At 63.8% G+C, this 25,746-nt stretch carries 22 protein-coding genes and 2 pseudogenes; 10 read left to right on the forward strand and 14 right to left on the reverse strand.

Annotated elements, in window-relative coordinates; genetic code table 11:
* Positions 1-4: 4 nt before the first annotated feature.
* Positions 5-829 carry a nuclease-related domain-containing protein gene (locus ACLH0K_RS09840; protein ID WP_411373451.1) on the reverse strand — a complete coding sequence of 275 codons (825 nt, stop codon included), beginning with the start codon at positions 827-829 and terminating at the stop codon, positions 5-7.
* A gap of 233 nt (positions 830-1,062) precedes the next feature.
* Here ACLH0K_RS09840 and ACLH0K_RS09845 point away from each other — a divergent pair, with 233 nt between their 5' ends.
* From ACLH0K_RS09845 to ACLH0K_RS09865, 5 genes are all read left to right on the forward strand, one after another.
* Entirely contained in the window at positions 1,063-2,085 is a 1,023-nt protein-coding gene (locus ACLH0K_RS09845; RefSeq protein ID WP_411373452.1) for a LacI family DNA-binding transcriptional regulator, read from the forward strand.
* A gap of 106 nt (positions 2,086-2,191) precedes the next feature.
* The gene (locus ACLH0K_RS09850; protein ID WP_411373453.1) at positions 2,192-3,484 is read left to right on the forward strand and encodes an extracellular solute-binding protein; all 1,293 of its coding nucleotides are present in this window, start codon (positions 2,192-2,194) and stop codon (positions 3,482-3,484) included.
* Between the two features lie 57 nt (positions 3,485-3,541).
* Positions 3,542-4,513 carry a carbohydrate ABC transporter permease gene (locus ACLH0K_RS09855; protein WP_411373454.1) on the forward strand — a complete coding sequence of 324 codons (972 nt, stop codon included), beginning with the start codon at positions 3,542-3,544 and terminating at the stop codon, positions 4,511-4,513.
* 1 nt (position 4,514) lies between these two features.
* Positions 4,515-5,393, forward strand: coding sequence for a carbohydrate ABC transporter permease (locus ACLH0K_RS09860; RefSeq protein ID WP_411373455.1), 879 nt, complete (start codon positions 4,515-4,517; stop codon positions 5,391-5,393).
* Between the two features lie 8 nt (positions 5,394-5,401).
* Positions 5,402-6,931: a glycoside hydrolase family 32 protein gene (locus ACLH0K_RS09865; protein WP_411373456.1), complete on the forward strand. Its 1,530-nt coding sequence runs from the start codon at positions 5,402-5,404 to the stop codon at positions 6,929-6,931.
* 13 nt (positions 6,932-6,944) lie between these two features.
* Here the strand turns inward: ACLH0K_RS09865 and ACLH0K_RS09870 are convergent, their stop codons facing one another.
* A complete protein-coding gene (locus ACLH0K_RS09870) occupies positions 6,945-8,174 on the reverse strand; it encodes a hypothetical protein (RefSeq protein ID WP_411373457.1) in 1,230 nt (409 codons plus the stop codon).
* Positions 8,175-8,449: 275 nt separating this feature from the next.
* Between ACLH0K_RS09870 and ACLH0K_RS09875 the strand changes: the two genes are divergently transcribed.
* The gene (locus ACLH0K_RS09875) at positions 8,450-10,318 is read left to right on the forward strand and encodes a substrate-binding domain-containing protein (RefSeq protein WP_411373458.1); all 1,869 of its coding nucleotides are present in this window, start codon (positions 8,450-8,452) and stop codon (positions 10,316-10,318) included.
* 96 nt (positions 10,319-10,414) lie between these two features.
* Positions 10,415-10,591: a CsbD family protein gene (locus ACLH0K_RS09880; protein ID WP_411373459.1), complete on the forward strand. Its 177-nt coding sequence runs from the start codon at positions 10,415-10,417 to the stop codon at positions 10,589-10,591.
* Positions 10,592-11,445: 854 nt separating this feature from the next.
* Here the strand turns inward: ACLH0K_RS09880 and nrdF are convergent.
* From nrdF to nrdH, 4 genes are all read right to left on the reverse strand, one after another.
* Positions 11,446-12,420 carry a class 1b ribonucleoside-diphosphate reductase subunit beta gene (nrdF, locus tag ACLH0K_RS09885; RefSeq protein ID WP_411373460.1) on the reverse strand — a complete coding sequence of 325 codons (975 nt, stop codon included), beginning with the start codon at positions 12,418-12,420 and terminating at the stop codon, positions 11,446-11,448.
* 107 nt (positions 12,421-12,527) lie between these two features.
* Positions 12,528-14,603 carry a class 1b ribonucleoside-diphosphate reductase subunit alpha gene (gene nrdE / locus ACLH0K_RS09890; protein ID WP_411376453.1) on the reverse strand — a complete coding sequence of 692 codons (2,076 nt, stop codon included), beginning with the start codon at positions 14,601-14,603 and terminating at the stop codon, positions 12,528-12,530.
* Between the two features lie 65 nt (positions 14,604-14,668).
* Entirely contained in the window at positions 14,669-15,139 is a 471-nt protein-coding gene (nrdI, locus tag ACLH0K_RS09895) for a class Ib ribonucleoside-diphosphate reductase assembly flavoprotein NrdI (protein ID WP_411376454.1), read from the reverse strand.
* A gap of 109 nt (positions 15,140-15,248) precedes the next feature.
* The gene (nrdH, locus tag ACLH0K_RS09900; RefSeq protein ID WP_013601222.1) at positions 15,249-15,494 is read right to left on the reverse strand and encodes a glutaredoxin-like protein NrdH; all 246 of its coding nucleotides are present in this window, start codon (positions 15,492-15,494) and stop codon (positions 15,249-15,251) included.
* A 434-nt stretch (positions 15,495-15,928) separates the two neighbouring features.
* Here nrdH and ACLH0K_RS09905 point away from each other — a divergent pair, with 434 nt between their 5' ends.
* Positions 15,929-16,846, forward strand: a complete 918-nt coding sequence (locus tag ACLH0K_RS09905; RefSeq protein WP_411373461.1) for a LysR family transcriptional regulator — start codon at positions 15,929-15,931, stop codon at positions 16,844-16,846.
* 45 nt (positions 16,847-16,891) lie between these two features.
* Positions 16,892-17,395, forward strand: coding sequence for a DUF2004 domain-containing protein (locus ACLH0K_RS09910; RefSeq protein WP_411373462.1), 504 nt, complete (start codon positions 16,892-16,894; stop codon positions 17,393-17,395).
* Between the two features lie 74 nt (positions 17,396-17,469).
* On the opposite strand, the pseudogene ACLH0K_RS09915 reads toward ACLH0K_RS09910, so the two are convergent.
* From ACLH0K_RS09915 to ACLH0K_RS09935, 5 genes and pseudogenes are all read right to left on the reverse strand, one after another.
* Positions 17,470-18,498: pseudogene (locus ACLH0K_RS09915) on the reverse strand (hypothetical protein); the annotation flags it as partial.
* 36 nt (positions 18,499-18,534) lie between these two features.
* Positions 18,535-19,485 (reverse strand): annotated as a pseudogene (locus tag ACLH0K_RS09920) (methylenetetrahydrofolate reductase).
* Positions 19,486-19,820: 335 nt separating this feature from the next.
* Complete coding sequence (locus ACLH0K_RS09925; RefSeq protein ID WP_411376455.1) at positions 19,821-21,170, reverse strand: HNH endonuclease; 1,350 nt, start codon at positions 21,168-21,170, stop codon at positions 19,821-19,823.
* A gap of 195 nt (positions 21,171-21,365) precedes the next feature.
* Positions 21,366-21,920, reverse strand: coding sequence for a hypothetical protein (locus tag ACLH0K_RS09930; RefSeq protein ID WP_411373463.1), 555 nt, complete (start codon positions 21,918-21,920; stop codon positions 21,366-21,368).
* 21 nt (positions 21,921-21,941) lie between these two features.
* A complete protein-coding gene (locus ACLH0K_RS09935; protein WP_411373464.1) occupies positions 21,942-22,145 on the reverse strand; it encodes a hypothetical protein in 204 nt (67 codons plus the stop codon).
* Between the two features lie 244 nt (positions 22,146-22,389).
* On the opposite strand from ACLH0K_RS09935, the gene ACLH0K_RS09940 reads away from it, so the two are divergent.
* A complete protein-coding gene (locus ACLH0K_RS09940; protein WP_240720784.1) occupies positions 22,390-22,593 on the forward strand; it encodes a hypothetical protein in 204 nt (67 codons plus the stop codon).
* Positions 22,594-22,599: 6 nt separating this feature from the next.
* Here ACLH0K_RS09940 and ACLH0K_RS09945 read toward each other — a convergent pair whose 3' ends face one another.
* Genes ACLH0K_RS09945 through ACLH0K_RS09955 form a run of 3 tightly spaced genes read right to left on the reverse strand, consistent with a single transcriptional unit; the run spans position 22,600 to position 25,703 of the window.
* Complete coding sequence (locus ACLH0K_RS09945; protein WP_411373465.1) at positions 22,600-23,472, reverse strand: carbohydrate ABC transporter permease; 873 nt, start codon at positions 23,470-23,472, stop codon at positions 22,600-22,602.
* Positions 23,469-24,350, reverse strand: a complete 882-nt coding sequence (locus ACLH0K_RS09950; protein ID WP_411373466.1) for a carbohydrate ABC transporter permease — start codon at positions 24,348-24,350, stop codon at positions 23,469-23,471. Before ACLH0K_RS09950 ends, ACLH0K_RS09945 begins: the two co-directional genes overlap by 4 nt.
* 3 nt (positions 24,351-24,353) lie before the next feature.
* Positions 24,354-25,703 (reverse strand): extracellular solute-binding protein, encoded by a 1,350-nt coding sequence (locus ACLH0K_RS09955; protein ID WP_411373467.1) that lies wholly within the window; start codon positions 25,701-25,703, stop codon positions 24,354-24,356.
* Positions 25,704-25,746: the final 43 nt, after the last annotated feature.

Consider the following 25,746-nt stretch of genomic DNA (forward strand, 5'->3'; position numbering starts at 1 on the left):
TGCCTTAGCGCCCCGCCACTGCCTGGAAAACTGCTGCATCGATCCCGGCGCCGTTGGCGATCATCATGAGGCCCGCCGCCGGAACGCCCAGCACCCAGGCCGCCCGCCGCCGTCGTGCCTGGTTGACCAGCTGGTGCAGTCCGGCGAAGGTGCGTTGCAGTGCCGCAGGATCACCCGGGTGGACCGGGCGGCGCTGCCATGTGCCCGGCCGGACAGCCGCGGCAGCGACGCGCGCAACCTTCTGCTGGTCCAACACGACCGGACACCGGTGCAGCCACCGCAGCAGCTGGGCGTCCGTGACCACGGCTGCCTGTTCCGGCCGGGCCTTGATGGTCAGGCTTTTTGGTCCAACAACAACGACGACGCCTGTCACCTCCACCGGGAAGCCCACAGCGCCTGTGAGCAGCTTCGATGCGCGCGCCGATTCATGTGCAGAGTTGTAGAGGTGGCGGGTCTTCCTTCCGCCCACCATCAGCGTGCGCCCCGCCACCCAGACCGGCTGGCCCTCGTGGTTCTTAGTGTTGAGCGTGAAGACGCCTGCGGGCCCCACCAAAACATGGTCGATATCGGACGCCCCGGTCCCGACCGGCACGGCGTGCAGGACCAGCCACTCCGGCCCGAGCCGTTCCAGCAGCCGGCCGACGGCGATTTCGCCGAGTGCCCCGCGGTACCAGGGCACGCCTTCCGGACTGAGCGGACTGGCACCAAAGAGGCGCTGCAGGGGAGTGCGGGGCCGCAGGTGCCCGAAACCCGCCAGCAACTCCTCCATCAACGCCTGCGCCGGAACCCGCTCGCCGAGATGGGCTGGTCTTCCGCCGGCAGTGGTCATGCTTCTCCCCCGGTTTTTTGGTTATTAACGAGGGGAAGCTTATGGACGCGGCGCAACGGGCACCAGCGTTTCCACGCCCAAGGCGCCGATCTTTCCCTAATGCTTGGGCAAAGCTGCGGATTGCCACCGGTGCTCGCCGGACAAAGAGATGCACATTGTCCTTGACGCATGCAAAACGTTTTGCATATAGTGATGCAGGCAACATACAAAACGTTTTGCAAAGGAATGCGTCAATGGCGACCAAGGTAAACATCAGGGACGTGGCGAAGGCCGCCGGCGTCTCAGTGACCACGGTGTCCCACGCCCTAAGCGAAACGCACAGCTCCCGGGTCAACGCCCAAACGGTCAAGCACGTCAAGGAGGTAGCCGGAAACCTCGGCTACGCGCCAAACCGGCTGGCCAGCGGACTGCGCAACCAGCGCTCCCGGATCCTGGGCCTGGTCAGCGACGAGATCACCACCACCCCTTTTGCCGGCGCAATGCTGCAGGGCGCACAGGAGGCCGCCTCGGAACACGGGCACCTGCTGATGGTGGTGAACTCCGGCCTCGACAATGAGCTTGAACGTCAGGAGATCCGCGCACTGCGGCAGCACCAGGTTGACGGCATCATTTTTGCCCGGATGTTCAACCAGCGGGTGTCCATCCCGGATGAGCTGCAGGGAATACCTGCGATCGTCCTGGACGCCACCCCGGACAACACCGCAGTGTCCTCGGTGGTGCCGGACGAGTTCGGCGCCGGCGAATCGGCTGCCGAGCTCCTGGCCATGGCGGGGCACACCCGGATCGCCATGATCAACAACCAGGATGACATCCCCGCGTCCCACGGCCGGCTGGCCGGCTTCCGGGCGGGCCTTGCCCGTCACAACCTGCAGTTGGCGGAAGGCGCCCTGCTCGCCGGGCACCCAAGCACGGCCGGCGGTCGCGACGCGGCCCTGCGGCTGCTGTCCGGAAGGGAACGGCCAACGGCGCTCTTTTGTTTCAACGACCAGATGGCTATGGGCGCCTACCAGGCAGCCGGACATCTGGGACTGAACATCCCCGCCGACCTGTCGGTTGTGGGCGTTGACAATCTCGAGCTCATTGCCGACGGCCTGTGGCCGGGCCTGTCCACGCTGGCCCTGCCCCACTACGAAATGGGCCGCTGGGTTGTGCTCAAGCTCCTCAGCGAACTCGACAACCCGGAAGAAGCAGCTGCCCACGAAAAAATCCGCTGCCCGCTTGTCGAACGGAACTCCGTCGCCCCGCCCGGCGGCTGAAGAACCAGGTACTCCCAATGAAAACGGGAACGCAGCCGTTGCAGCGGCCGCGTTCCCTGCAGGACCGCTGCAACCCCTCCACCCTGTCTAAGCAGAAAGATTGGCCATGAACACAAAGCTCACCAAGGTCCTGGCGACCAGCATAGCCGCCGTCGCCCTGACTTCCACCCTCGCCGGATGCGGCAAGGGCAGCGCCTCCTCCTCCGCTGAAGGATCCGGGGAGATTGCCCTCTGGACCCACAACGCCGGCAACCCGGAGGAACTGGCCGCGGTCCAAAACATCGTCGGCTCCTACAACAGCAGCCAGGACAAAGTGAAGATCAAGGTCCAGGCGTTCCCCCAGGACTCCTACAACGACTCCGTGGTGTCCGCCGCAGCCGCCGGAAACCTTCCCTGCATCGTGGACATCGACGGCCCCAACGTCCCCAACTGGGCCTGGGCAGGCTACCTGCAGCCGCTTGAACTGGACACAGACCTTTCAACGCTCCTGCCCAGCACCGTTGCTGAATGGGACGAAAAGCCCTACGCCGTGGGCTACTACGACGTCGCCCTGGCCATGATGGCACGCGCCTCCGACCTGGAGACGGCCGGTGTCCGGGTAGCCACCCTGGAGCAGCCCTGGACCAGGGACGAGTTCCAGGACGCCCTGGAAAAGCTGAAGGCGCTGGGCAAGTGGGAGCATCCGCTGGACCTCGGCACCGCCGGCACCGGGGAATGGCTGCCCTACGCCTATTCGCCATTCCTGCAGTCCTTTGGCGGTGACCTCATCAACCGTGACGGCTTCCAGAGCGCTGAGGGTGCGCTCAACGGTGACAAAGCAGTGGAGTGGGCCAACTGGTTCCGCAGCCTCGCTGACCAGGGCTACATGGCCAAGAAAAGCGGCAAGGATTCCACCCAGGACTTCCTGAACAACAAGAGCGCCATTGTCTACACCGGCTCCTGGGCCGCGGACAAAGCCAAGGCTGCCATCGGAGACGACCTCGTGGTCATGCCGCCGGTGGACCTCGGCGAGGGCCCCAAGATCGGCGGCGCCTCCTGGCAATGGGGCGTCACCAGCGGCTGCAGCAACCCGGAAGCGGCCATGGACTACCTCTCCTACTCCCTAAAGCCGGAGAACATCGCCGCAGTGGCCAAGGCCACCGGCGCAATTCCTGCAAGTGACGAGGCGGCAGCACAGATCCCCACCTTTGCAGAAGGCGGCGCCAACCGGATCTTCATGGATTTCTCCCGCGAATATGCCGTAATGCGGCCCGAGACGCCTGCCTACCCCTTCATCGCCACCGAATACGGAAAGGCCGTGCAGGACATCCTGAACGGCGCCGACCCGAAGTCCACCCTGGACAGCGCGGTCAAGGCCATCGACGCCAACATCAAGTCCAACGGCGGTTACAAGAACTAGCCGGAGCAGCCGGCGGGCTGCAGTGCAGCCCGCCGTGCCCATTTACGGAGACCCCCCATGGCAACTGTTTCCCCTCCCGCACGCGCCCGCGCCAAGACGCACAAAGCCGCAACGCCGCCGTCGGACACCCAAAGCCCCGCCGCCCGCCGGAGGCCAGGCTTCCGCCGCGAGCAGCTCAGCGGCTGGGGCATGATCGCCCCGGCAGCACTGCTGCTGCTCGCCTTCATCTTCATCCCGGCCATCCTCGGCTTCGGCCTGGCCTTCACCAACGCCCGGCTGATCTCGCCGCGCCCGGTCGAGTTCGTGGGCATGGACAACTTCGCCCGCCTCTTCACCGACCCCACCTTCTACCGGGCCCTGCTCAACGTCGCCTACTTCACCGTGGTCATCGTCCCGGTGCAGTCCGGCCTGGCCCTGGTGATGGCGCTGCTGATCAACAAGAAGTTCCGCGGCGTGAACTTCTTCCGCACGGTGTACTTCCTGCCCGTGGTCACCTCCATGGTGGTGGTTTCGCTGCTGTGGCTGTTCATGTACCGGAAGGACGGCCTGATCAACGAGATCCTCTCCGCCGTCAGCTTCGGCCTGATCGACGGGCCGGACTGGCTGGGCGATCCCAACACCGCGATGCCGGCCATCATCATCCTGTCCATCTGGCAGGCGGCCGGGTTCCACATGATCATCTGGCTGGCCGGGCTGCAGGGCATTTCGGGAGAACTGTACGAGGCAGCACAACTGGACGGCACCAGCCGCTGGCAGCAGTTCCGCTACGTCACCTGGCCGGGCCTCTTCCACACCCGCAGCCTGGTGCTCGTGACCATCACCATCCAGGCCCTCGGCCTGTTCGACCAGATCAGCGTGATGACCCAGGGCGGGCCCATGGACTCGACCACCACCATCATCTACGAGGCCGTGCAGTCCGGGTACCGGCAGCAGGAAACGTCCTACGCCTCCGCCATCTCGCTGGTGTTCTTCGTCCTCGTCCTGCTCGTCTCCGCGGTGCAGCGCCACCTCACCCGGGAGAAAGACTGACATGAAAAACCAACTGCTCCTGAAAAGCGCCGGCACCATGCTGGTCCGGATCCTCTTCGCCGTCGTCGCGGCGTTCCCCATCGTGTTCATGCTGGTGTCCTCGCTGAAGCCTGACCAGCAGATCTTCGGCGACATGTCCTCCCTGGCCGCTTTCCTGCCGGTAGGCAACATCTCCTTCGACAACTACGCTGCCGTGTTCGACCGGGTTCCGGCAGCACGCTTCCTGCTCAACTCAGTGGGTGTCTCCGCTGTCACAGTCATCCTTGGCATCTTCGTCAACAGCCTTTGTGCCTTCGCCCTGTCCCGGATGCAGGTCAGGGGCAAGAAGATCGTGTTCACCGCGATCCTGGCCACCCTGATCGTGCCGTTCCAGACCCTGGCCCTGCCGCTGGTCTGGTGGGTCAACCAGCTGCCGTACTTTGAGTTGAACGGCTTCAGCCTCGAGTTCTCCAAGGGCTGGCTGGACACCTACCAGGTACAGATCATCCCCTTCATCGCCAATGCCTTCTCCATCTACCTGTTCCACCAGTACTTCGAGTCCATCCCGAAGGAGCTGGACGAGGCAGCCCGCATCGACGGTGCCGGCTGGTTCAAGATCTACCGCCAGGTGGTCATGCCGCTCGCCGGCCCCGCCACGGCCACGGTGGCAATCCTGACCTTCCTGCCTGCATGGAATTCCTACCTTTGGCCGCTGATGGTGGTCCAGTCGGAAGAACTGCGGCCCGTGATGATCGGCATCCAGTACTTTTTCCAGCTGAACGTTTCCTGGGGCGAGGTGATGGCGTACGCGTCCCTCATCACGGTTCCCGTGGTGGTGCTCTTTATCGCCTTCCAGCGTTCCTTCGTCAACAGCATCGCCGCCAGCGGCGTGAAAGGCTGAACGAGACAATGACTTTCCTGACGACGGCAGCAGGGGCCATGGAGCTTCCTGCCGCCCCCGCATCCGGCCAATTCCGGCCTAAGTTCCACTACACCGCTGGGCGCAACTGGCTCAACGATCCCAACGGGCTGGTGTACCTCAACGGCACATACCACCTCTTCTACCAGCACAACCCCTTCGGCACGGACTGGGGAAACATGTCCTGGGGCCACGCCACCTCCAGCGACCTGCGCACCTGGGAGGAGCAGCCGGTGGCCATCCCGTGTGATGCACAGGAAGCCATCTTCTCGGGCTCTGCGGTGTTTGACGCGCACAACACCACCGGCTTTGGCACGGCAGACGCACCTCCCCTGGTGGCGATCTACACCAGCGCCTACAGTGACGCATCGCCGCTAGCAGGCAGGCAGGCCCAATCCCTTGCCTACAGCCTCGACGAGGGCCGGACCTGGACCAAGTACCAGGGCAACCCGGTCCTGGACCGCGCATCGGCCGACTTCCGCGACCCCAAGGTTTTTTGGTACGACGGCGGCGCCGGCAGTTACTGGGTGATGGTGGCCGTCGAGGCGGTGCAGCGGCAGGTGGTGCTTTACAAGTCCGCCGACCTCAAGTCCTGGGAGTACCTGAGCACCTTCGGACCCGCCAACGCCACGGGGGGAGTCTGGGAATGCCCTGACCTGTTTGAACTGCCCGTGGACGGCGACCCGGAGGACACCCGGTGGGTCCTCGTTGTGAACATCAACCCGGGAGGGATCGCCGGCGGCTCGGCCGGGCAGTACTTCGTTGGCGGGTTCGATGGCGTGTCGTTCCGTTCCGGCTCCACGGTCACCGAGGGCCTCCAGGAGGACAGCACCAGGATGCGCGAGTACGGCTGGCTGGACTGGGGACGCGACTACTACGCCGCAGTCTCGTTCAGCAACGTCCCGGACGGGCGCCGGATCATGATCGGCTGGATGAACAACTGGGACTACGCCGCCTCCACCCCCACCGGAGGCTGGCGCAGTGCCATGTCACTGCCGCGTGACGTCTCGTTGACCCGGGTCCAGGGCGGCGTGAAGCTTCGACAGGAACCTGTCGACGCCTTCCGGACTGCCGCACCCGATGGCTTCCGCCTCGGGCCGCAACCCCTGCCACCCGGTTTCCTGGAGCTACCGGCAACAGCGGCGGCCGCCCGCATCGATGTTGAGTTCGAACCCGGAGCAGCACGAAGCGTAGGCCTGGCCGTGCGTGCCGGGGACGCCGGACGCACGGTCATCAGCTACGACGTCGCAACCGGGACTCTGGCCCTTGACCGGCGGCAATCAGGCCTCGTCGACTTCCACCCAGCGTTTCCCTCGATCGAGTCCGTGGCAGTGCCACTGCAGGACGGGCGGCTCCGGTTGTCCATCCACGTCGACCGGTGCTCCGTCGAGGTCTTCGCCCAGGACGGGCTCGCCACCATTACGGACCTGGTGTTTCCTGCCGATGCAAGCACGGCAGTGGCGATCTTCGCCGAAGGTGAGGGTGCCCGCCTCACAGCGCTCGCCGTCGTCGGGCGCTGATGGCAACGCGCCCCTAACCTACCGGCGCGGCCAGCTCTTCGGCCTCGAGGCTTTCCTCCAGGCCAAGTTGGGCCAGCAGCTGGGGGTAATCGAACACCTCGGCAATACTTTCTATGAGCACAGGCGGCACCCGGAAGTGGGTGTCGATAGTCAACAGCCCGAGGTCCGCCAACTCCTGGAGCCGGTTCATCACTACCGTGGTCAGCTCGGCTGTGGCCTCCCGTTCAGACTCCGGAGCGTGGTCGGGAGCAGCGAGGAACCGTTCCACCAGGGGCGGTTCCGGAGAGGCCGCTGCCAGGAGAAGGGATACCAGCAGGGCAGCAATAGTGGTTTCCCAAGGCTGCTCGGGATGGAGCCGGAGCACTGCCTGCCGCAGGAAGGACTCAGTGAACATCGTGAAGTCATCCAGCTGCTGCGCTGGCTCGCCAGCGAGGAAATGTCCCGGCTCCTCGAAGGGCACCACCTTGGTTGGCTTGACCCTGATCAGCTCGACGTCCTGGAGCACAGCCCATATCCGGGCCAGCAGCGGAACCTCGTACATGCTCCGCACAACCAGGGTGTCGTGCGAAGAACCGTCCTGGTTGGCATCACCGGTGGCGGCTACTCCAATACAGGCAGCTGCCGCTTCAATATCCCGCAGGCGAAGGGCACCCGTTCCGGTTACCGGCTTCCCGTCACCGATCCACTCGAGCAATGCCGTGGCCTTCTGAATCAGCGGAAGGCCCGCGAACCCTGCGAGCGCCTGGTCCCGGGAAATGTCCGGGACCTGTATGCCGGACTGCCCGCCGTCGTCGGCGAGGCCTTCAAAGACGTCCAGGACTTTGGCCAGCTGCTCTTCGGTTCCCGTCCACCTGTCGGTTTCGGACAGGAACTCGACGTAGCTGCGCACGGCGTCCACGATGTAGGCAGCACGCTCTGATTCCGGCACTTCGGCGTCCTGCCCGGCCGCGGTATCCGTCACTGTTTGAGCGACTGCCTCGGCCAGGGCGGACGGGTCCAGGCTTGTGATGTCCGCCGCCGCCGTGCCGTCCAGGTAGCGGCTCAGTACGGGTGCCATCAGCTTCAGGTACTCCAGGGCAGCGTTGGCTGCGCCGGGCATGCCGTCGTCGAACCACTGCACAAAAGCCGGCGCCAGGGAGTCGAGGGCACGTCCGGCGCGGAACGAACTCAGGGATACAGACCCGGAGCGCTGCTTTCCCGCTTTGCCTTTTGCATCGCGCCTTTTCGTGCTGTTCTTGCCCACCGTCTGCCTGTCTCCTGGAAAATGTTGCGGGGTCGACGCTACTGATTTCGAGGGCGGGACGCCAGTTTGAGGCCGCGTATACGGGTAGTGCGCTCCTTTTGGAATGAGTACCGGCTACTCGGGTGCTGCGTAGGGAACAGCTATAGCGTGGTGGTCAGAGCCGGCGACGAGGGCGTTCGTCTGAGACCGCGAACGCCTCCCCCAGCCGTCGCCGGCTCCACAACTAATCCGGACTTTGACTCAGACATTCACGGAGGATTCCAAAGGAAACCAGCATGGGCCGTCGACGTGCAGAAACCGCCTTAAGCTATCCGCGATGGGTGTGGTTCGCCGCGACGGCCGCCGTTGCACTCCTGATCCTTGGCGGCGCGTATGCGATACGGACGTCGCTCTTCCCCGCAGGCCCGGGCGACGGCGGGACAGCGGGGGGCGCCGGAAGTAATCCGCCTGCAGGCGAGCCGCTGGCACAGGACCGTCCCGCCGCCGTCGCCGGTAGTTCCCCCTGCATAAACCTGAACATCCTCACATCACTTGAGAATGCCGATATGGCGCGGGCGCTGGCGGCCGAATACGAGGCGAAACCCCGCATTGTGGACGGCAAGTGCGTGAAGCCCACGGTGGCCCAGGAGAAATCGGGGACAGCTGCGGGCAAAACCGCGGCGCATTTCCCCGGTGTGGATCCCGGCGACCGGCCTGCCGTGTGGCTTCCTGATTCCTCCGCCTGGTTGCGTATTGCGGGGGTTAGCGAGGGTGGCAGTTCTGTCCCTCAGGAAGGAACCAGCCTTGCACGGAGTGCGGTGGTTGTAGCCATGCCTGAATCGATGGCCGCCGCCCTCGGCTGGGACAGGAAACCGCCGTCGTGGTCCGATGTCTTCAGGACAGCCGAGGACCAGGACGTCTGGGCGCGCCTCGGCCACCCGGACTGGGGAAAGTTCAAGTTCGGCAAGGCCAGCCCGCTGGTGTCGACGTCGGGCCTGATGGCACTCGCCGCTTCCTACGACGCTGCGGACGGCAACATGCAGGGCCTGGATGATGCCGACCTCGAGGCCCCTTCTTTGGTTGAACGGGTCCGCGCGGGGGAACTGCGCACCAGCCACTACATGGCCACCCCGGAGCACTTCCTGTGGCATGTTCGGGAGGCGGACGACGCCGGCAACGTGTCGGAATTCCTCTCGGCCGTCATCGTGGATGAAAAGTTTGTGTGGGATTACAACCGGGGAGTTGTCAGCGAGGACGGACTGACCAAGCAGTCCGGGCCCGCGCCAAGGGAGCCCCTTCGCGCCATCTACCCTGAAGGCGGTGTGCACGTGGCGGACAACCCGGCAGTGATCCTTGACGGCGAGTGGGTGGGAAACCAGCAGCGTCTGGCGGCCCGGGACTTCCTCGCTTTCGCAGTGACGGAACAGGGCCAAAACGTCGTTAAGGCCTCCGGTTACCGGACTATCCAGAACCAGCTTGACCCGGCTGTGGCGGGCACAGGACGTTACGCTGAAACACTTCAGCCGCTGCCCCTGCCAGACGCAGAGACCCTTGTGGCAATGCAGGACAACTTTCCGGATGTCCGCAAACGGGCCAGGGCGCTGTTCCTGCTGGACGTTTCGGAGTCCATGGTCCAGGAGCAGGGAGTCACCAAGCTGCAGCGCGCCAAGGATTCCGTCGTCAAGGCGCTGGAACATTTCACCGGTGATGACGAGGTTGGACTGGCCGCCTTCTCGCATGTGAACGACGGACCGTTGCAGCCCGGCATCGTCAGCCCGGTGGCTCCGCTAAGTACCAACAAGGCAGACATCACTGCAAAGCTCAACGAGTTGCAGGCCGTGGACGCCACTCCCCTGTTCGAGGCAGTCAGCCGTTTCGCTGGCGAGCAGGCGAAGGACTACAAGGACACTTTTATTAACACCATCGTGCTTCTCAGTGACGGCAAGAACGATTCCACGCATCCAGCTGACCTGCCAGGACTTTCCGAACAGCTGCGCCACCAAAACCACACCACCCCGGTACTTGTTTTTACACTCGCCTACGGGCCGGAAGCCGACGTACCGACGCTCCTTGAAATAGCCAAGGCCAGTGGCGCGCACTACTATGACGCCACTGATCCGAGCAGGCTTGAGGAGGTCCTCGGCGAGCTGGTAACCAGTTTCTGAATGCGGCCACAGGGGGACTTGAAATCATTATGCTAAGCATGCTTATGATGTTCCTAGCCGAATGCGGACGGCTGCCAAACCAGAGGAGGAAACACCATGGGACTGGGCGACAAGATTGAGAACGCTGCCGAGAAAGCCGGCGGCAAGGGCAAGGAAGCGGCAGGCACGGCCACGGGCGACGAGAGCCTGCGGACGGAGGGCCAAACCGACCAGGCCAAAGGCGATTTGAAACAGGCCGGCGAAAAGGTCAAGGACGCCTTCAAGAAGGACTGACCGCTCACGCACCAAAGGGGGCACCCAGCGAACGGGGTGTCCCCTTTGTTGTGCCGGAACCCCTATGGCATGCCGCTCAACTGCGCACTGCCGGCAATCGTGACAGTGCGAGTGCCCATCCGCCGGCCACTCCAATGGCAAGCAGTACAGCTATGAACCCTACTGCCCGTGCACTTGGCCACGCCAGGGCGTCGCCATGGCGCAGCAGGGCAAGCGCCTGCAGAATGACGAAAGCAAGCGAGGTCACCGTGACGGGACGGCGGCGGAAACGGCTGCGGCCCGGAGCGACACACCGTGCCCCAATCAGTCGAGCGGGCACCCCGTCACCTCCAGGCCAGCACTCGCCCAGTATGCGGCGCGAGGAACACTGCCGCATGCTGGTTTCCAGTGCCAACGGCGGCCTGCCCGGCCGGGGGTACCCGGTGTCACCGGCATACGGGCTGGCGCCGGTTCGCAGGAAACCAGCCGGGTCGCGTTCGACGGCGCCAGGCACCAGGAGGTCCGCGGCACTGACCGTGATCAGGACGAACAAACCCCCGCTTCGATCTCCTCTCCCGGGCCTGCGTCGGCGGCTCCGGACGCGGCGATCCTGATTGCGGAAAGGAACCCGTCCTGGTCGGCGGGGTGCCTGGAATGCCTCAGGGGTGACGGGCCTGGCTGGTGGCTGTATCTTCGCCGCTGCGACGAATGCGGCCACATCGGATGCTGCGCCTCCTCACCTTCCAGCGGGCAAAGTGCCTGCAGACTGGCGGGAGCGCTTGCACCGGTAACTTAGGGGGCAGAACAAAAGGGACCTGAACGGGTTCAGGTCCCTTTTGTTACCGACGGCGGAACGGGGCAAACGGGAAGAAGAACTAGAAGTCCCAGTCCTCGTCTTCAGTGTTCACGGCCTTGCCGATTACGTAAGAGGATCCCGAGCCCGAGAAGAAGTCGTGGTTTTCGTCCGCGTTCGGGGACAGCGCCGACAGGATCGCCGGGTTCACGTCCGTAACCGAGGACGGGAACATGGCCTCGTAGCCGAGGTTCATGAGTGCCTTGTTGGCGTTGTAGTGCAGGAACTTCTTGACGTCCTCGGCCAGGCCGACTTCGTCGTAAAGATCGTGCGTGTACTGGACCTCGTTCTCGTACAGCTCGAACAGCAGCTCGAACGTGTAGTCCTTAATCTCCTGGCGGCGTTCCTCGGAGACCGTTTCCAGTCCGCGCTGGAACTTGTAGCCGATGTAGTAGCCGTGCACTGCCTCGTCGCGGATGATGAGGCGGATCAGGTCGGCAGTGTTTGTGAGCTTGGCGCGGGAGGACCAGTACATGGGCAGGTAGAAGCCCGAGTAGAACAGGAAGGACTCCAGCAGGGTGGAGGCAACCTTGCGCTTCAGGGGATCGTCGCCCTGGTAGTAGTCCATGACGATCTGCGCCTTCTTCTGAAGGTTCGGGTTCTCTGTGGACCAGCGGAACGCGTCGTCGATCTCCTTGGTGGAGCACAGCGTGGAGAAGATCGAGGAGTAGCTCTTGGCGTGCACCGCTTCCATAAAGGCGATGTTCGTGTAGACGGCTTCCTCGTGCGGGGTGAGCGCATCCGGAATGAGGGAAACAGCACCCACAGTGCCCTGGATGGTGTCCAGCAGGGTCAGACCAGTGAACACGCGCATGGTCAGCTGCTGCTCAGCCGGCGTCAGGGTGTTCCAGGACTGGACGTCGTTGGACAGCGGCACCTTTTCCGGCAGCCAGAAGTTGTTGACCAGGCGGTTCCAAACCTCAACGTCCTTATCATCCTGAATGCGGTTCCAGTTGATCGCCTCGACGTGGCTCAGCAGCTTGACCTTCTCGGTCATGTCATCCCCTCATTGTTGGGTGGTTCTCTAAGTTAAAGCGTACGACGGCGGGCGGTCACCCGCCGTCGTACGTCAAGGCATGGTCGCGACAGGATCGACCACCGGGACTACAGCATGCAGGAAACGCAGCCCTCCACCTCAGTCCCTTCCAGCGCGAGCTGGCGGAGGCGGATGTAGTAAAGCGTCTTGATGCCCTTGCGCCACGCGTAGATCTGGGCCTTGTTGATGTCGCGGGTGGTGGCGGTGTCCTTGAAGAACAGCGTCAGCGACAGGCCCTGGTCCACGTGCTGGGTGGCAGCGGCATAGGTGTCGATGATCTTCTCGTAGCCGATCTCGTATGCGTCCTGGTAGTAGTCCAGGTTGTCGTTGGTGAGGTACGGCGCCGGGTAGTAGACGCGGCCGATCTTGCCTTCCTTGCGGATCTCGATCTTGGCCGCCACCGGGTGGATGGAGGAGGTCGAGTTGTTGATGTAGGAGATCGAGCCCGTCGGCGGCACGGCCTGCAGGTTCTGGTTGTAGATGCCGTGCTCCATGACGGAGGCCTTCAGCTCGCGCCAGTCATCCTGCGTGGGGATGTTGTGGCCGGCGAAGAGTTCGCGGACCCGCTCAGTCTCCGGGATCCACTCCTGCTCGGTGTACTTGTCGAAGAACTCCCCCGATGCGTACTTGGAGTTCTCGAACCCGCCGAACTTCTGCCCGGTCTCGATGGCGAGCCTGTTGGAAGCGCGCAGCGCGTGGAACAGCACCGTGTAAAAGTAGATGTTGGTGAAGTCCAGGCCTTCTTCCGAGCCGTAGTGGACCCGCTCGCGGGCCAGGTAGCCGTGCAGGTTCATCTGGCCCAGGCCAATGGCGTGGGACCTCGCATTGCCCTCGGCCACGGACGGCACCGAGTTGATGTAGGACATGTCCGATACCGCGCTCAGCGCACGGATGGCCGTCTCAATGGAAGCACCGAAGTCCGGCGAGTCCATGGTCTTGGCAATGTTCATTGAACCCAGGTTGCAGGAGATGTCCTTGCCAACGGTCTGGTACGTGAGGTCCTCGTTGTAGAGGGACGGCGTGGACACCTGCAGGATCTCCGAGCAGAGGTTGCTCATGGTGATCTTGCCGGCGATCGGGTTGGCCCGGTTCACGGTGTCCTCGAACATGATGTACGGGTAGCCGGACTCGAACTGGATCTCCGCGAGGGTCTGGAAGAACTCGCGGGCGCTGATCTTGGTCTTCTTGATCCGGGAATCGTCCACCATCTCGTAGTACTTCTCGGTGACCGAGACGTCAGAGAACGGCACACCGTAGACGCGTTCGACGTCGTAGGGCGAGAACAGGTACATGTCCTCGTTCTTCTTGGCCAGCTCGAACGTGATGTCCGGGATGACGACGCCGAGGGAGAGGGTCTTGATGCGGATCTTCTCGTCCGCGTTTTCCCGCTTGGTGTCCAGGAACCGGTAGATGTCCGGGTGGTGGGCGTGCAGGTACACGGCACCGGCGCCCTGGCGGGCACCAAGCTGGTTGGCGTAGGAGAAGCTGTCTTCGAGGAGCTTCATCACGGGAATGACGCCGGAGGACTGGTTCTCGATCTGCTTGATCGGTGCGCCGTGCTCGCGGATGTTGGTCAGCGAAAGGGCAACGCCGCCGCCGCGCTTGGAGAGCTGCAGCGCGGAGTTGATGCCGCGGGCGATCGACTCCATGTTGTCTTCGATGCGCAGCAGGAAGCAGGAGACGAGCTCGCCGCGCTGGGCCTTGCCGGCGTTGAGGAACGTGGGCGTTGCCGGCTGGAAGCGGCCGTCGATGATCTCGTCCACCAGGCGGGTGGCCAGTTCCTCGTTGCCGCGGCCCAGGTGGAGGGCCACCATGCAGACACGGTCCTCGTAGCGCTCCAGGTAGCGCTTGCCGTCAAACGTCTTCAGCGTGTACGAGGTGTAGAACTTGAACGCCCCCAGGAAGGTTTCGAAGCGGAACTTCTTCTTGTAGGCACGGTTGAACAGTTCACGGATGAAGTTCATCGTGTACTGGTCCAGCGTTTCGCGCTCGTAGTACTGGTTCTTCACCAGGTAGTCGAGCTTCTCCTCCAGGTCATGGAAGAAAACGGTGTTGTTGTTGACGTGCTGCAGGAAGTACTGGTGCGCGGCCTCACGGTCGGCTTCGAACTGGATTTCGCCGCTGGGACCGTACAGGTTCAGCATGGCGTTCAGCTCGTGGTAGCCCAGGCCCTTGTAAGCGGCCGGCAACTCGGGCTTTTGGGCCCTGGTTACTTCTGTGTCTGCGACAGTCGTGTCCAAAACATGTCCAATCCCTGGTTGACCCTGGCAACGTCTTCCGGCGTTCCCATGAGTTCGAATCGATAAAGGTGGGGTACCTGGCATTTGGCGGCGATGATGTCCGCTGCCAGGCAGTAGTTGTCCCCGAAATTTGTGTTGCCGGCACCGATGACCCCACGAAGCAGCTCCCTGTTCCGGGGGTTGTTCAAGAACCTGATGACCTGCTTGGGGACGGATCCCTCTCCCCCGGTGCCGCCGTACGTCGGCACCACCAGCACGAACGGCCGGGTGGCGAGCAGGGGTGCGTCCCTTGGATAAAGCGGAATCCGGGCCGCCTCACGGCCAAGCTTCGAGACGAAGCGGCTGGTGTTCTCGGAAGCCGAGGAGAAATAGATGAGCTGGCTGCTGGTTGGAACCAGTGCCGCATCGTTCTGCGGACGGGCCGGCGGGGACACCTCCACGCGCTGAGCCGCGTGTGTTTGCGAAGCCGTGTGGTCTTGCTGTGCTGTTGGTGCTGCCATGGGAGTCACCTCAGCTTGATGGTTGTTGCCGGCAGGAAAAGCAGGGCTCCTAGGCCACGGAGGAAACGGCCGAAAGGGCCAGTTCTTCGATCTTGTCCGGGCGGAAGCCTGACCAGTGGTCCTGGTCGGTGACCACAACGGGTGCCTGCATGTAGCCCAGCGCCTTCAGGCGTTCGAGGGCCTCAGCGTCCTGGGAGATGTCAACGCTCTGGTAGGTGATGCCCTTCTTGTCGAGCGCACGGTAGGTGGCGTTGCACTGAACACAAGCAGGCTTGGTGTAAACCGTTACGGTCATGGTCGCTGTCCCCTTTGTCGAAATCGTCGCTGGTCCGGTGTCCCGGTCCAAGCTGTATGTCGATACTACATGTAGTGCAGACGCCTCTTTGGAACCCCAAGATGATGTATTACAAGTATGTCATTTAATGCACCGTTAATCCACAGGGAGGGCCCTTCAAAATGTCCGGAATCCCGGCGATCTGGCGGACGGAATCCACATCCTGTGGAGTAGTTAGGCACATTTAAACCCCAGCGTGTCGTGGCAAAGACGGCGTGTCGCGCCAACCTGCGAAGGATCCCGGAGGCCCCGGAAAAGGGTCCGGAAGTGACCTTCGGAACCACGCCCCGTGATTAAAGGCACGGACTACACAGGCACGACGGCGGCAGCTGCCCGGGTGCAGGCCGCCCGGCTGGCACAGGATGAGCGGCGCATCCTTGCAGTACTGTGGGCTGGTGGTAAATCCGGTGCACCTGAAGACCCTCATGGAGGTTACGCGGCTGGGGTCCTTTGCAGCCGCAGCAGCGACGCTGGGCTACACAGCCTCGGCCGTCTCCCAACAAATGTCCGCGCTGGAACGTGACACCGGCGTTGTCCTGTTCCAGCGGTCAGCGCGGAGCGTCGTTCCCACGGAAGCCGCCGTCGTTATGACCCGCCACGCTGCGAAGGTGCTGACGGACATCGAAGCGCTGATGGCCGCGGCCGCCAGGACCCAGGACGGCGCCAGCCAGGAACTTCGGCTGGGGATTTTCCCCAGCCTGGCAACGTACGTCCTGCCCAGGATCCTGAAAAACCCGGCGTGGAAGAATCTCGGCATCGACCTGAAAGTGTCCGTTGCCGAACCCGGCCAAACAATTCAGGGGCTGCGCGCTGGCGGGGACCTGGACCTCGCCGTCGTGTTCCAGGTGGGCCAGACCGGTGTGGCGTGGCCTGCCACCATCAACAGGCAGTGGATCGGGGACGATGACTTCCGGGTTGTCCTGCCCGCCGGGTGGGGCTTCCGGCCGGACGCGAATGTGGCGGCGGAGCATCTGTCCGAGATGCCGTGGATCATGCACCACCCGGGGACCAGCGATGCAATGGTCATCGAGCGGCTCTTCGCCGGCTGCAACCTCCATCCCCGCGTGGTGGCGCACAGCGATGACTTCCATGCCAGCCTGGAGATGGCGGCGGCAGGGCTGGGCGCGGCACTGGTTCCCGAACTCGCGCTCCGGCACAAGCCTGCGGGCGTGGTGGTACTGGATGTTCCCGAAATCCGGCTCGCCCGGAATGTCTTCGCGCTGCTGATCAATGACCGGAAGACTACACGCGTGCAGCTTTTCGTGGACCTGATGGCTGAAACGCTGGCGGGCATGCGTACGGCCGTGAATTAGGCCTGAATGCTGGAATGCTCTGCAGTTCGGGTCTATGTTGAACTTATGAGCAAGGTAGCGAGCCAGCACTTTGGAGAGATCGAGCTAAATCACGGCAGGGATCACTCGGTCGCCGCGAAGCACGAGCTGCGCGGCCACCCGCTGGAACTCGACCTGAACATCACCGCCCACGACCACTTCGATGAAGCAGCGTTGCGCAAGGTGGACTACCGCCTGCGGTTCCTGCCGGAGCTGGTGGACGAGGTCAAGGACATGATTGCCGAGGAGCTGGAGCAGGAAGGCACCAGCCCGCGCGAATACCTGCATTTCCACTGCAGTGCCCTTAAGGACGAGCACCTGCATAAGGTGTTCGGCGTCGAGGAACGCAGCCAGCTCACCAACGATGTCTTCCTGAAGGCGCTCAAACTTGGGCATGTGGGCATCTACCCCGGCCAGCCCGAGCGCTACTTTGTCCTGGACTTCACTCTTGGCGAGCACTTCACGGATGAAGTGCTGGTGGCCTCCGCCGATGAGGACGGTGTTGTTGATGACGAGATTGTCTGGTCCTGACTCCCCCAACCACGTAAAAGTAACGACGGCGGCCGGTCACCCAAGGCGCCCGGTCGCCGTCGTTAATTAGTGAATTACTTCGCTGTTTCCAGCAGCTCCGCGCGGACTGACTGGGTTGCCTTGACCAGGTTGCGCAGGGACTCTTCAGTCTCGGCGTAGCCGCGGGTCTTCAGGCCGCAGTCGGGGTTGACCCAGAGCTGGCGGGACGGGACGTGCTTGACGGCGGTGGCCAGCAGTTCGGTGACTTTCTGCTCGCCCGGTACCCGTGGCGAGTGGATGTCGTAGACGCCCGGCCCAACACCGCGGCCGAAACCGTGGGACTCGAGGTCGTGGACAACTTCCATCCGCGAACGTGCCGCCTCGAGGTCCGCGATCTCGCCACGCAGGGCAAGGCCAACCTGGTTGGCGGTTTCGGCCAGCGGCTGGTCAGGGACTGGGCGTACTCGGCCCATTTGACGGTGATGGGCGCGCTGCGGGTGACGTCGCCCCAAAGGATGGAGGGGCGCGTGCAGCGCGAACCGTAGGACTGGACCCAGCCGTGGACGGGTCACGTCAAAGCCTTCGAGGTTTTCGGCGAAGTACTGGACCATGTCGTTGCGCTCGGGCTCACCGTGCACCAGAACGTCGTAGCCGAGCTCTTCCTGCAGGTCGACGACGCCCTTGGTCTCGTCCTTCATGAGCTGCTCGTCGTTCAGGTCGCCCTTGATGTTGCGGGCACGTGCGGACCGGATCTCTGACGTCTGTTGGAAGGAACCGATGGTGGTGGTGGGCAGCGGCGCCAGCTGGAGTGTTTCTTCCTGGGCGGCTTCTCGGACGGAGTACTCCGGGCGGGTGAATTCGGCAGCCGTGAGGGCTGCGGTGCGGGCACGGACGTCTGCACGGCGCACTCCTTCGGCGGCGGCGCGGGAAGCGATCACGCGGCTGGCCTCGTCGATGGCGGGCTGGAAGGCGGCAGGGTCCGTCAGCAGCCCGGCGAGAGTCTTGACCTCAACTGCCTTCTGGTCCGCGAAAGCCAGCCAGCTGCGCAGTTCAGCGGAAAGCTTTGTCTCTTCCTCGACGTCGTGGGGGACGTGCTGCGTGGAGGTGGAGGTGGAGACTGACACGTTGGCGAAGCCTTGGACAGCAGCAGGTAAGCGTGGTCAGCTGGCGAGCTGGCTCCGGACGGCCTGCTGCCGTCGGCTGTGCCGTGGAAGGGCCAGCTTGTCCAGCACTTCGAGCGCGCTCTGGTGTTCGTTGAAGGTGTAGATGTGGATGCCCGGAGCGCCGGCATGCAAGGCAGCATTGGCAAGGTCGACGGTCGCGTCGACGCCGATGTGCAGTCGCTCGAGGTCGCTGTCAGCCGAAGCTAGCCTGGACTTGAGCTCAGGGGCGGGTTCCACACCGGTCAATTCGCTTAGGCGGTTGAGCCGGCGGAGGCTGGTGAGCGGCATGACGCCGGGAATGATCGGGATCGTCACCCCTGCGCGGCGGGCCCTGGTGAGGAGGTCTGCGTACTGGTCCGCAGGGAAAAACACCTGGGTGATGGCAAAGTCGGCGCCGGAACGCTGCTTGGCCAGCAGCACCTCGACGTCGTGCTCCTCGCTGGGCGATTCCGGATGGCGGGCGGGGTATGCCGCGACGCCAACGGCAATCTTTCCGGCACATAGCAAGGCCGACCGTCGCTGCTCCACCTTGCGGATGAGCTCGATCAGGTCCTGGGCGTAACGCAGCGACCCATCGGTAGTCTGGCCGTCCTTGGGCAAGTCGCCGCGAAGGGCAAGGATGCCGCGTACGCCGGTGTCCAGCAGCTAACCGATGATCCCTGCCAGTTCCTGCGGCGTGTTGCCGACGCAGGTGAGGCGGGCCAGGGGCCGAAGCGTGGTTTGCAGCAGGAGGCGGTTGATAAGTTCGACGGCGGTGTCCCGGTTGGAGCCGCTCGCCCCGTACGTGATGGAGACGTAATCCGGCCCGGTCGTATCAAGTTCACGGATGGTGGTCCACAGGGTTTCCGCCGCAGCCGGCGAACGGGGCGGGAACAACTCGTAGGACAGCGCAACGGGAGCTGCATCGGAAAGATTTGGGTGTGTGTCAATAAGGCTCGGTGGCGACATTTGCGTCCTTGGCTTTGGGCCATTGGGGGCTGCTTGCAACGGATGTGACGGCAGTCCGGCAATGAATTTGAGTTTGGGGAACACGAAGAAACTTCACAGGACGCAGCCGCGACTGTTATGCCTGGATCGAAGTTTTCTGTGAGCAAATGTCAGGCCCACATGGGGGCACCCACACCCTCCGGAACGGAGGATCGCTGACACATCACCGCGGTAACACATAAAGACTCTATTAGCGGCCGGGAGAGCGTTGCAAGTGTGGCTCCGAATTAAGACGCAGTCTCACGCCCTCTTTCTGCCGTGCAACTGAATAATCTTCGTCAACCGTCCAGTCCCAGTCACCCCGCCGGCCCTGCCCGTCCAAGCACCTGGACTGTCGGATTCTTCTTCGCGTTTCGCGCTAGGGGCCTTCCGCCGGCAGGAACACCGCCTGTTTTCCAGCGTGTGCCGGGCAACGCTGGTGCAGTGGAGGCGTACTCATGGTCCGTCGGTGTTCTTAGCAGCACGGCGTGGCGGGCTCCGGGGATCGGGAGTGGTCTGGCTGACCAGCCGGGTGTTTCTTTGGTGTGGTTGCAGGCTTCGCAGAGGCCCTGGCCGTTGCCGGCGCTGGTGGGTCCGTCTTTGTGCCAGGGGATGATGTGGTCGTCGTGGCGGATCGGCGCGTCACAGTACGGGGTCCGGCAGACATCGTCCCTGACCTGGATAAAGCGGCGGAGTCCGGGCGGGAAGAGCCGGGCCCGTGAATCCATCGCTACCAGCTCCCCGGTGCCCGGCGCGGTGTAAAGCCGCCGGACCCAGGTCTTCAGCTCTTCGCCTCCCGCCGGGCCCGCAACAGCAATTCTTCTTGCCCATTCGGCGGGGACGGTGCCGTAGCCGGCCAGGCGGGCCGGTTCGCTGTCGCCTTGGAGGAGGGTGCGGTCGGTCATGACGAGCTGGATTTCGATGCTGCTGACCCCGCCCTCAATGCCGGTGGCTCTTTCAACGAGGGTGTCGGCCATGATCTGGCCCTTGCCCCGCTCATCTCCCGCAGCCCTCAGCGTGTCGGCTTCCTTGACCAGCGCGGCATAGACGGCCACGCCCTGGGCGACGGGCAGCAGCGCGGTCACCCGCGCCATGGTGTCCGGCGCCGGGCGCAACGACACGGTCCGTTCGTTCACCGCATGGCTGGCCCGGTTGGCCACCGACCGCGGGTCCCTCCGGTACGCCGCGGCCTTGACGGCGGAGATGACGGCCCGGTCACCGGCGCCGTCGAAGGTGCCGGTGTCGGCGGCGAGTTCCTCATCCACCGCGGCCCGGTCCTCCACCGACAGGCACACTGTCTCCCTGACAATCAGCGTGGTCCGCCACTCATTCAACCGTCCGGACCGGAACGCCGCATACGTCCGCGGCATCCCGGTCAGGGCCCTGGCCAGGCCAAGGAGCCTTCCGCCGCGGGCCGGGGACTCCCGCCGCGCCAACGCCACCTGCGCGCCCACCCCGGCGCCCTGCTCCTTCGCAGGGACACCCGCCGCGGCCTGCTCCCGCTGCTGCTGCAGATCAAAAGCAACAGTGACCTCGGCCTGCCGCGCCGCCGCCAGCGCCTTCACATCCTCAAGCTGCCGCAGCTGATCGACCATCCCCGCACCATCAGACGCGACAGGCACAGCAGCCAGAAGCCTCAAGGCATCAGCAACAGTCAGGGGTGGCAGCAAGGGACACACCACGGTGCCCACCTCCCTCAACCGCTGCCCCAAACGCCTCCATGAACAAAGTCTTCCAGCAGGCACCGACAAAACCGGCCAGGCAAAAGCCCTATGTGGAAAACCAAAGGCGGAGGCCTGTGCTGTGGCGACCAGCCGGCGTCGTGCGTACAGAAAGAGCACCCCGAACAGACCTGGGAGCTGTTATTTGATGACGCGCAGCAGGAGTTCGTAATGCTCGCGCTCTGATCCCTTACGTACGCTGGGCGGGTAAACAATGGCTTCAATACGTACCAGTCCCCAGGCTGCTTCGGCGTCGGATGAGACAGCATTCATTACCCTCGTACAGTTCTCCGCCTGCTCATTCGCTTCCGGGGTGTAGTTGGACCTCCGGACGATAACCCTGTAACCCGAGTCCGTCAGCAGCTGGTGCAGACCGTCGCAGCTTACTGGTTCCATGCCGAGGTCCCACTTCTGCTCCAGTACCGGGCATGCCGGAACCAAACAAGCGTGCCTGTCATATTGCAGTGTTTCGTGATCGCTGACGAGCTTCCACTCCGGCTTTGCCTTGAACTGATGTGCAACGGATCGCATGTAGGGGGGAGCTTCCTGACCACTCAGGTGAACGCCCATGGCGAACACTGAAAACAACTCAGCGCTGAGAACCAGAGCAGCGAAACTGCCAGCCCACCACATCAGGACCCTGCGCCCTTTCCGTTTCTTGGGAGCTGTTTGTGTCTGCCCGGGGTCATGAGTCATTGTCAGTCCTTCCGCTCCCGGCTACCACGGCCTGTCAGGTCCGGATCCGTAATCCGTGTCCTTGAGATACTCCTCGCGTTCCCGCCCGGAGTTGCGTTCGCGCTGGGCCTGCCGGGCGTTCTCTTCGAGCTGCTCCAGCTGGCTCTGCTGTGCAGCTTCCTCTTCGGGTGCCTCTTCCTGCGGCCGCTCGCCGGGCGCTTCTGCCGGAGACGCGGCGGCTGCCAACTTGTCGTTCAGGCGCTCTTCCGCCTGGAGATGCTATCCACCACCCGCTGCGCCCGCGGCAGTTCCGCCGGTTCTATCCTTGCGGACGCACTCGTTTGAAGCACTCTTCATCCCCCCTGGTGGCTGTTCATGGCCGCGCTCGGCGGACGGCTGCACCCCGCCGCCATCCTATCCAAGACCAGGCTGCTGAACCCGGCTATGGGGACCCCTCCCCATGGAACGCTGGCAGGTCTATCCTTTTGCCATGATTGAGCTTCCAGCGAGTTACAAGGAGTTCCTTGCTGACAAGAACGAGATGTTCGTCAGCACCGTGAGGCCGGTCCTGATGCAGTCCGCGGCGGACAAACTGCATGGGGTCCGGGTCACCTACAACCCCGGCTCCACCGGACACCAGGCCCACCTGGACGACAGCATCCCCTATGGCGTAGTGGTCGAGGACATCGACTAGCAGGGGTTATCCCCGCACCGCTCCGGACAGGGCAAAAGAGCTTCCGGCACCTTTTGACACGATGACGTACAACGCCAGTACCGGAAGTGAATACAGGATGGAGAAGGCGGCCAGCTGGCCGTACGCAACTGCTCCGTGCTGGCCAAAAAAGCTGTAGATGGAGACGGCTGCGGGCTGCCGCGCCTCGGACAGCAGCAGCACGAACGGCACAAAGAAGTTCCCCCACGCCTGGATGAAAGTGAAGATGAACACCACGCCCAGGCCCTGGCGCATCAGCGGCAGCACGATGGTGCGGAGCGCGGCCATCCTTGAAGCCCCGTCCACCCACGCGGCCTCCTCGAGGGACAGCGGCACGCTGTCCATGAAGTTCTTGGTCATCCAGATGGCCATGGGAAGCGTTGTGGTGGCCATAAAAAAGATCGTGGCCGGCATGGAGTCCAGCAGTTCCAGCTGGACGAAGAGGCCGTACACGGGCACCATGATGGCGGTAACCGGCAGGCAGGTGCCGAACAGGACGGCATAGAGGAACGGGGTGTTGAACCTGGAGCGGTAGCGGGACAGCGGGTAGGCGGCCAGCACGGCCGCCGCCAGCGTGACGGCGCCGGTTCCCGCGGACAGCACCAGGCTGTTCCACAATGGCTGGAAAAGCAGTTCCGGGGTCATGATGGCAGCGAAGTTGTCCAGGCCCGGCCTGAGGGGCACCCTTGTTTCGTGGCCCGCCTCCGGATCCAGCGACCCCAGGACAAGCCACAACAGGGGCAGCAGGAAACACGCACCCACGAGCAGCAGGGCGGCATCAGCGGCCGTGGTGCTCCTGTTCCCTTCGGGACGGAGCACCGGTGCCCCTCCGGGCCGCCTTGTCCGAACGGGCGCGGTCATGGGCGCGGTTCCTTCAGCAGGCGGATGTACACGGCGCCGAACACCGCGCCGATCAGGATGAGCACGGACGCCACTGCCGTCCCGTACCCGATGTCGCCGAATTTGAAGGCCTCCGTGTAGGCCAGGACGGGCAGGGTGGCGCTGGCGTTCGCGGGACCGCCGGCGGTCATCACCCACACCAGGGTGAATACGGCCAGGGTCTGCAGGGTGATGAGCATCAGGTTGGTGGCGATGCTGCCCCTGATGATGGGGAGGGTGATGAAAAGCAGCCGTTGCCAGCTCCGCGCGCCGTCCATTTGCGCTGCCTCGGAAATTTCGGCGGGGACGTCGTTGAGTGCGGCCCGGTAGACAAGCATGGAAAAGGCGGTGCCGCGCCAGGTGTTGGCCAGCATTACCGCCACCATCGGGAAGGCGTACAGCCACTCCGGCCGGCCGAGCCCCAGGCTGCCGAGCAACTGGTTCAACGTACCGTCCTTGCTGAAGTACGCGTAGGCGGCAAAAGCGGCCACAATCTCCGGCAGAACCCAGGCGGCCACCACGGCGGTTCCCACCAGCGACGATACGGCGGGCCGGGCCCGGCGCATCAGGAGGGCGATCAAAAGGCCCAGCAGGTTCTGGCCGATCACGGCCGAGCCCCCTACGAACAGCACTGTGAGCCCGAGGGAGAGCGGGAAGGCCGGATCAGCCAGCAACCGCTGGTAATTCTCCAGCCCCACCCATTCCGGGCTTCGGGCACTGCGGCCGGTCAGCCCGGCGTTGGTCAGTGATGCCTGGAATGCCCAGACCACAGGGCCGGCCAGGAACACGAGCAGGAGCAGGACAGCAGGAAGGACCGGCAGGTAGCGGACCAGCTGCCGTGTCCTGTGATCAGGCTGCACCGGTTATTTCCGGATGGTCTTGTCGGCACCCACAATGTCCGTGACGGCCGCGTCGTAGTCGACGGCGGCCTCCTCCGGCGTGCGGCTCCCGGTAATCACCGCTTCGGTCGCCTCCTGCACGGCGGCGGAGATGCGGGGATAATCGGAGGTTGCCGGGCGGTAGCGGGTCACGGAAACAAGCTCCGAGACAGCCTTCACGAAGGGGTTGGCGCCCTGGTAGCCGGGGTCGTCGGCCACATCCGAGCGGACGGCGATCTGTGAGCTTTCCACGGTGAAGGCGAGGGAGTTTTTCTCGTTCAACGCCGTGGTGAGGAACTTGAATGCCAGGTCCGGATCTTTGGTTTCCGCGCCCACCGCAAGGGTCCAGCCGCCGGACATGCTTACTGCACCGGGAGCCTCGCCGTTCTGCGTCGGGAACGGGGCAACGCCCATCTCCTGTTCGTAGGCCGGCCACGCGTAGTTGCCGCCCTCCTGCCAGAACGACGGCGCGTATGAGCCTTCCACGGTGGCGCCCAGTTTCCCGTTAGGGAACCATTCACCGAACACCTTCTTCCAGACGTTCGCGTCCAGCGCCTCGGCCGGGGTCACGGCGAGCCGCTCGTCGTAGAGAGTCTTGAGGAAGGCCAGGGAATCCTGGAAACCGGCGGAGCCTACCACCCACTTCTTCGATTCCTCGTCGTAGAGGCTGGATCCGGTGCCGTACAGGAGCTCGTAAAACCCCTGCATGACGGTCCCTTCCCCCGTACCCTTGCCCGCGTACATGTTGAACGGGATGACCGACGGGTCGTTGGCCTTGATTTTCCTGGCCGTGTCGAGGATGTCCTGCCAGCTGCGCGGCTGCCAGGGGTCGCTGACGCCGGCGGCGGCCAGGACCTTCTTGTTGTACCAAATGGCCCGGGTGTCGGTGCCCAGCGGCACCGCGTACGTGCCGCCGTCGTCCGCTTTTCCGGCCGCCTTCGCGGCGTCGTCGTATTTCTCCCAGTCCGCCCAGCCTTCCAGGTGGGGGTCAAGCTTCAAGAGGTAGCCGGCGTCGACGTCGGAGCGCACCTTGAACGTGTCCTCGTAGAACACGTCGGGCGCAGTGGAAGGCGAGCGCAGGGCGAGGGCCAGCTTGGTGCCGTAGTCGTCATCGTTGCCCTGGATGGGCTGCAGCTCAACGGTGACGCCCTGGTTGGCTGCTTCGAACTCCTGTTTTGCGGCCTGGAACATGGTGTCCAGGACGGTGAATGAATCGGTCTTCTGGTAAACCACCTTGAGCGTTTTTGTCCCCTCGTCAGGGGTGCCGGGAGAGCACGCCGACAGGACTAGCACCGCGGAAGCGATCAGGGACAGTGTCTTCAGGGCCCGGCGCATGATGCTCCATTCGGTACAAGGCTGCGGACCCCGTTGTCAGCGG

The organism is Arthrobacter sp. MPF02, from assembly GCF_046605375.1.
Classification (GTDB): Bacteria; Actinomycetota; Actinomycetes; order Actinomycetales; family Micrococcaceae; genus Arthrobacter.

Coding starts and splice junctions, on each gene's coding strand:
- ACLH0K_RS09840 (WP_411373451.1), bottom strand. CDS start 829: ATGACCACTGCCGGCGGAAGACCAGCCCATCTCGGCGAGCGGGTTCCG.
- ACLH0K_RS09845 (WP_411373452.1), top strand. CDS start 1,063: ATGGCGACCAAGGTAAACATCAGGGACGTGGCGAAGGCCGCCGGCGTC.
- ACLH0K_RS09850 (WP_411373453.1), top strand. CDS start 2,192: ATGAACACAAAGCTCACCAAGGTCCTGGCGACCAGCATAGCCGCCGTC.
- ACLH0K_RS09855 (WP_411373454.1), top strand. CDS start 3,542: ATGGCAACTGTTTCCCCTCCCGCACGCGCCCGCGCCAAGACGCACAAA.
- ACLH0K_RS09860 (WP_411373455.1), top strand. CDS start 4,515: ATGAAAAACCAACTGCTCCTGAAAAGCGCCGGCACCATGCTGGTCCGG.
- ACLH0K_RS09865 (WP_411373456.1), top strand. CDS start 5,402: ATGACTTTCCTGACGACGGCAGCAGGGGCCATGGAGCTTCCTGCCGCC.
- ACLH0K_RS09875 (WP_411373458.1), top strand. CDS start 8,450: ATGGGCCGTCGACGTGCAGAAACCGCCTTAAGCTATCCGCGATGGGTG.
- ACLH0K_RS09880 (WP_411373459.1), top strand. CDS start 10,415: ATGGGACTGGGCGACAAGATTGAGAACGCTGCCGAGAAAGCCGGCGGC.
- nrdF (WP_411373460.1), bottom strand. CDS start 12,420: ATGACCGAGAAGGTCAAGCTGCTGAGCCACGTCGAGGCGATCAACTGG.
- nrdE (WP_411376453.1), bottom strand. CDS start 14,603: ATGCTGAACCTGTACGGTCCCAGCGGCGAAATCCAGTTCGAAGCCGAC.
- nrdH (WP_013601222.1), bottom strand. CDS start 15,494: ATGACCGTAACGGTTTACACCAAGCCTGCTTGTGTTCAGTGCAACGCC.
- ACLH0K_RS09910 (WP_411373462.1), top strand. CDS start 16,892: ATGAGCAAGGTAGCGAGCCAGCACTTTGGAGAGATCGAGCTAAATCAC.
- ACLH0K_RS09930 (WP_411373463.1), bottom strand. CDS start 21,920: ATGACTCATGACCCCGGGCAGACACAAACAGCTCCCAAGAAACGGAAA.
- ACLH0K_RS09940 (WP_240720784.1), top strand. CDS start 22,390: ATGATTGAGCTTCCAGCGAGTTACAAGGAGTTCCTTGCTGACAAGAAC.
- ACLH0K_RS09945 (WP_411373465.1), bottom strand. CDS start 23,472: ATGACCGCGCCCGTTCGGACAAGGCGGCCCGGAGGGGCACCGGTGCTC.
- ACLH0K_RS09955 (WP_411373467.1), bottom strand. CDS start 25,703: ATGCGCCGGGCCCTGAAGACACTGTCCCTGATCGCTTCCGCGGTGCTA.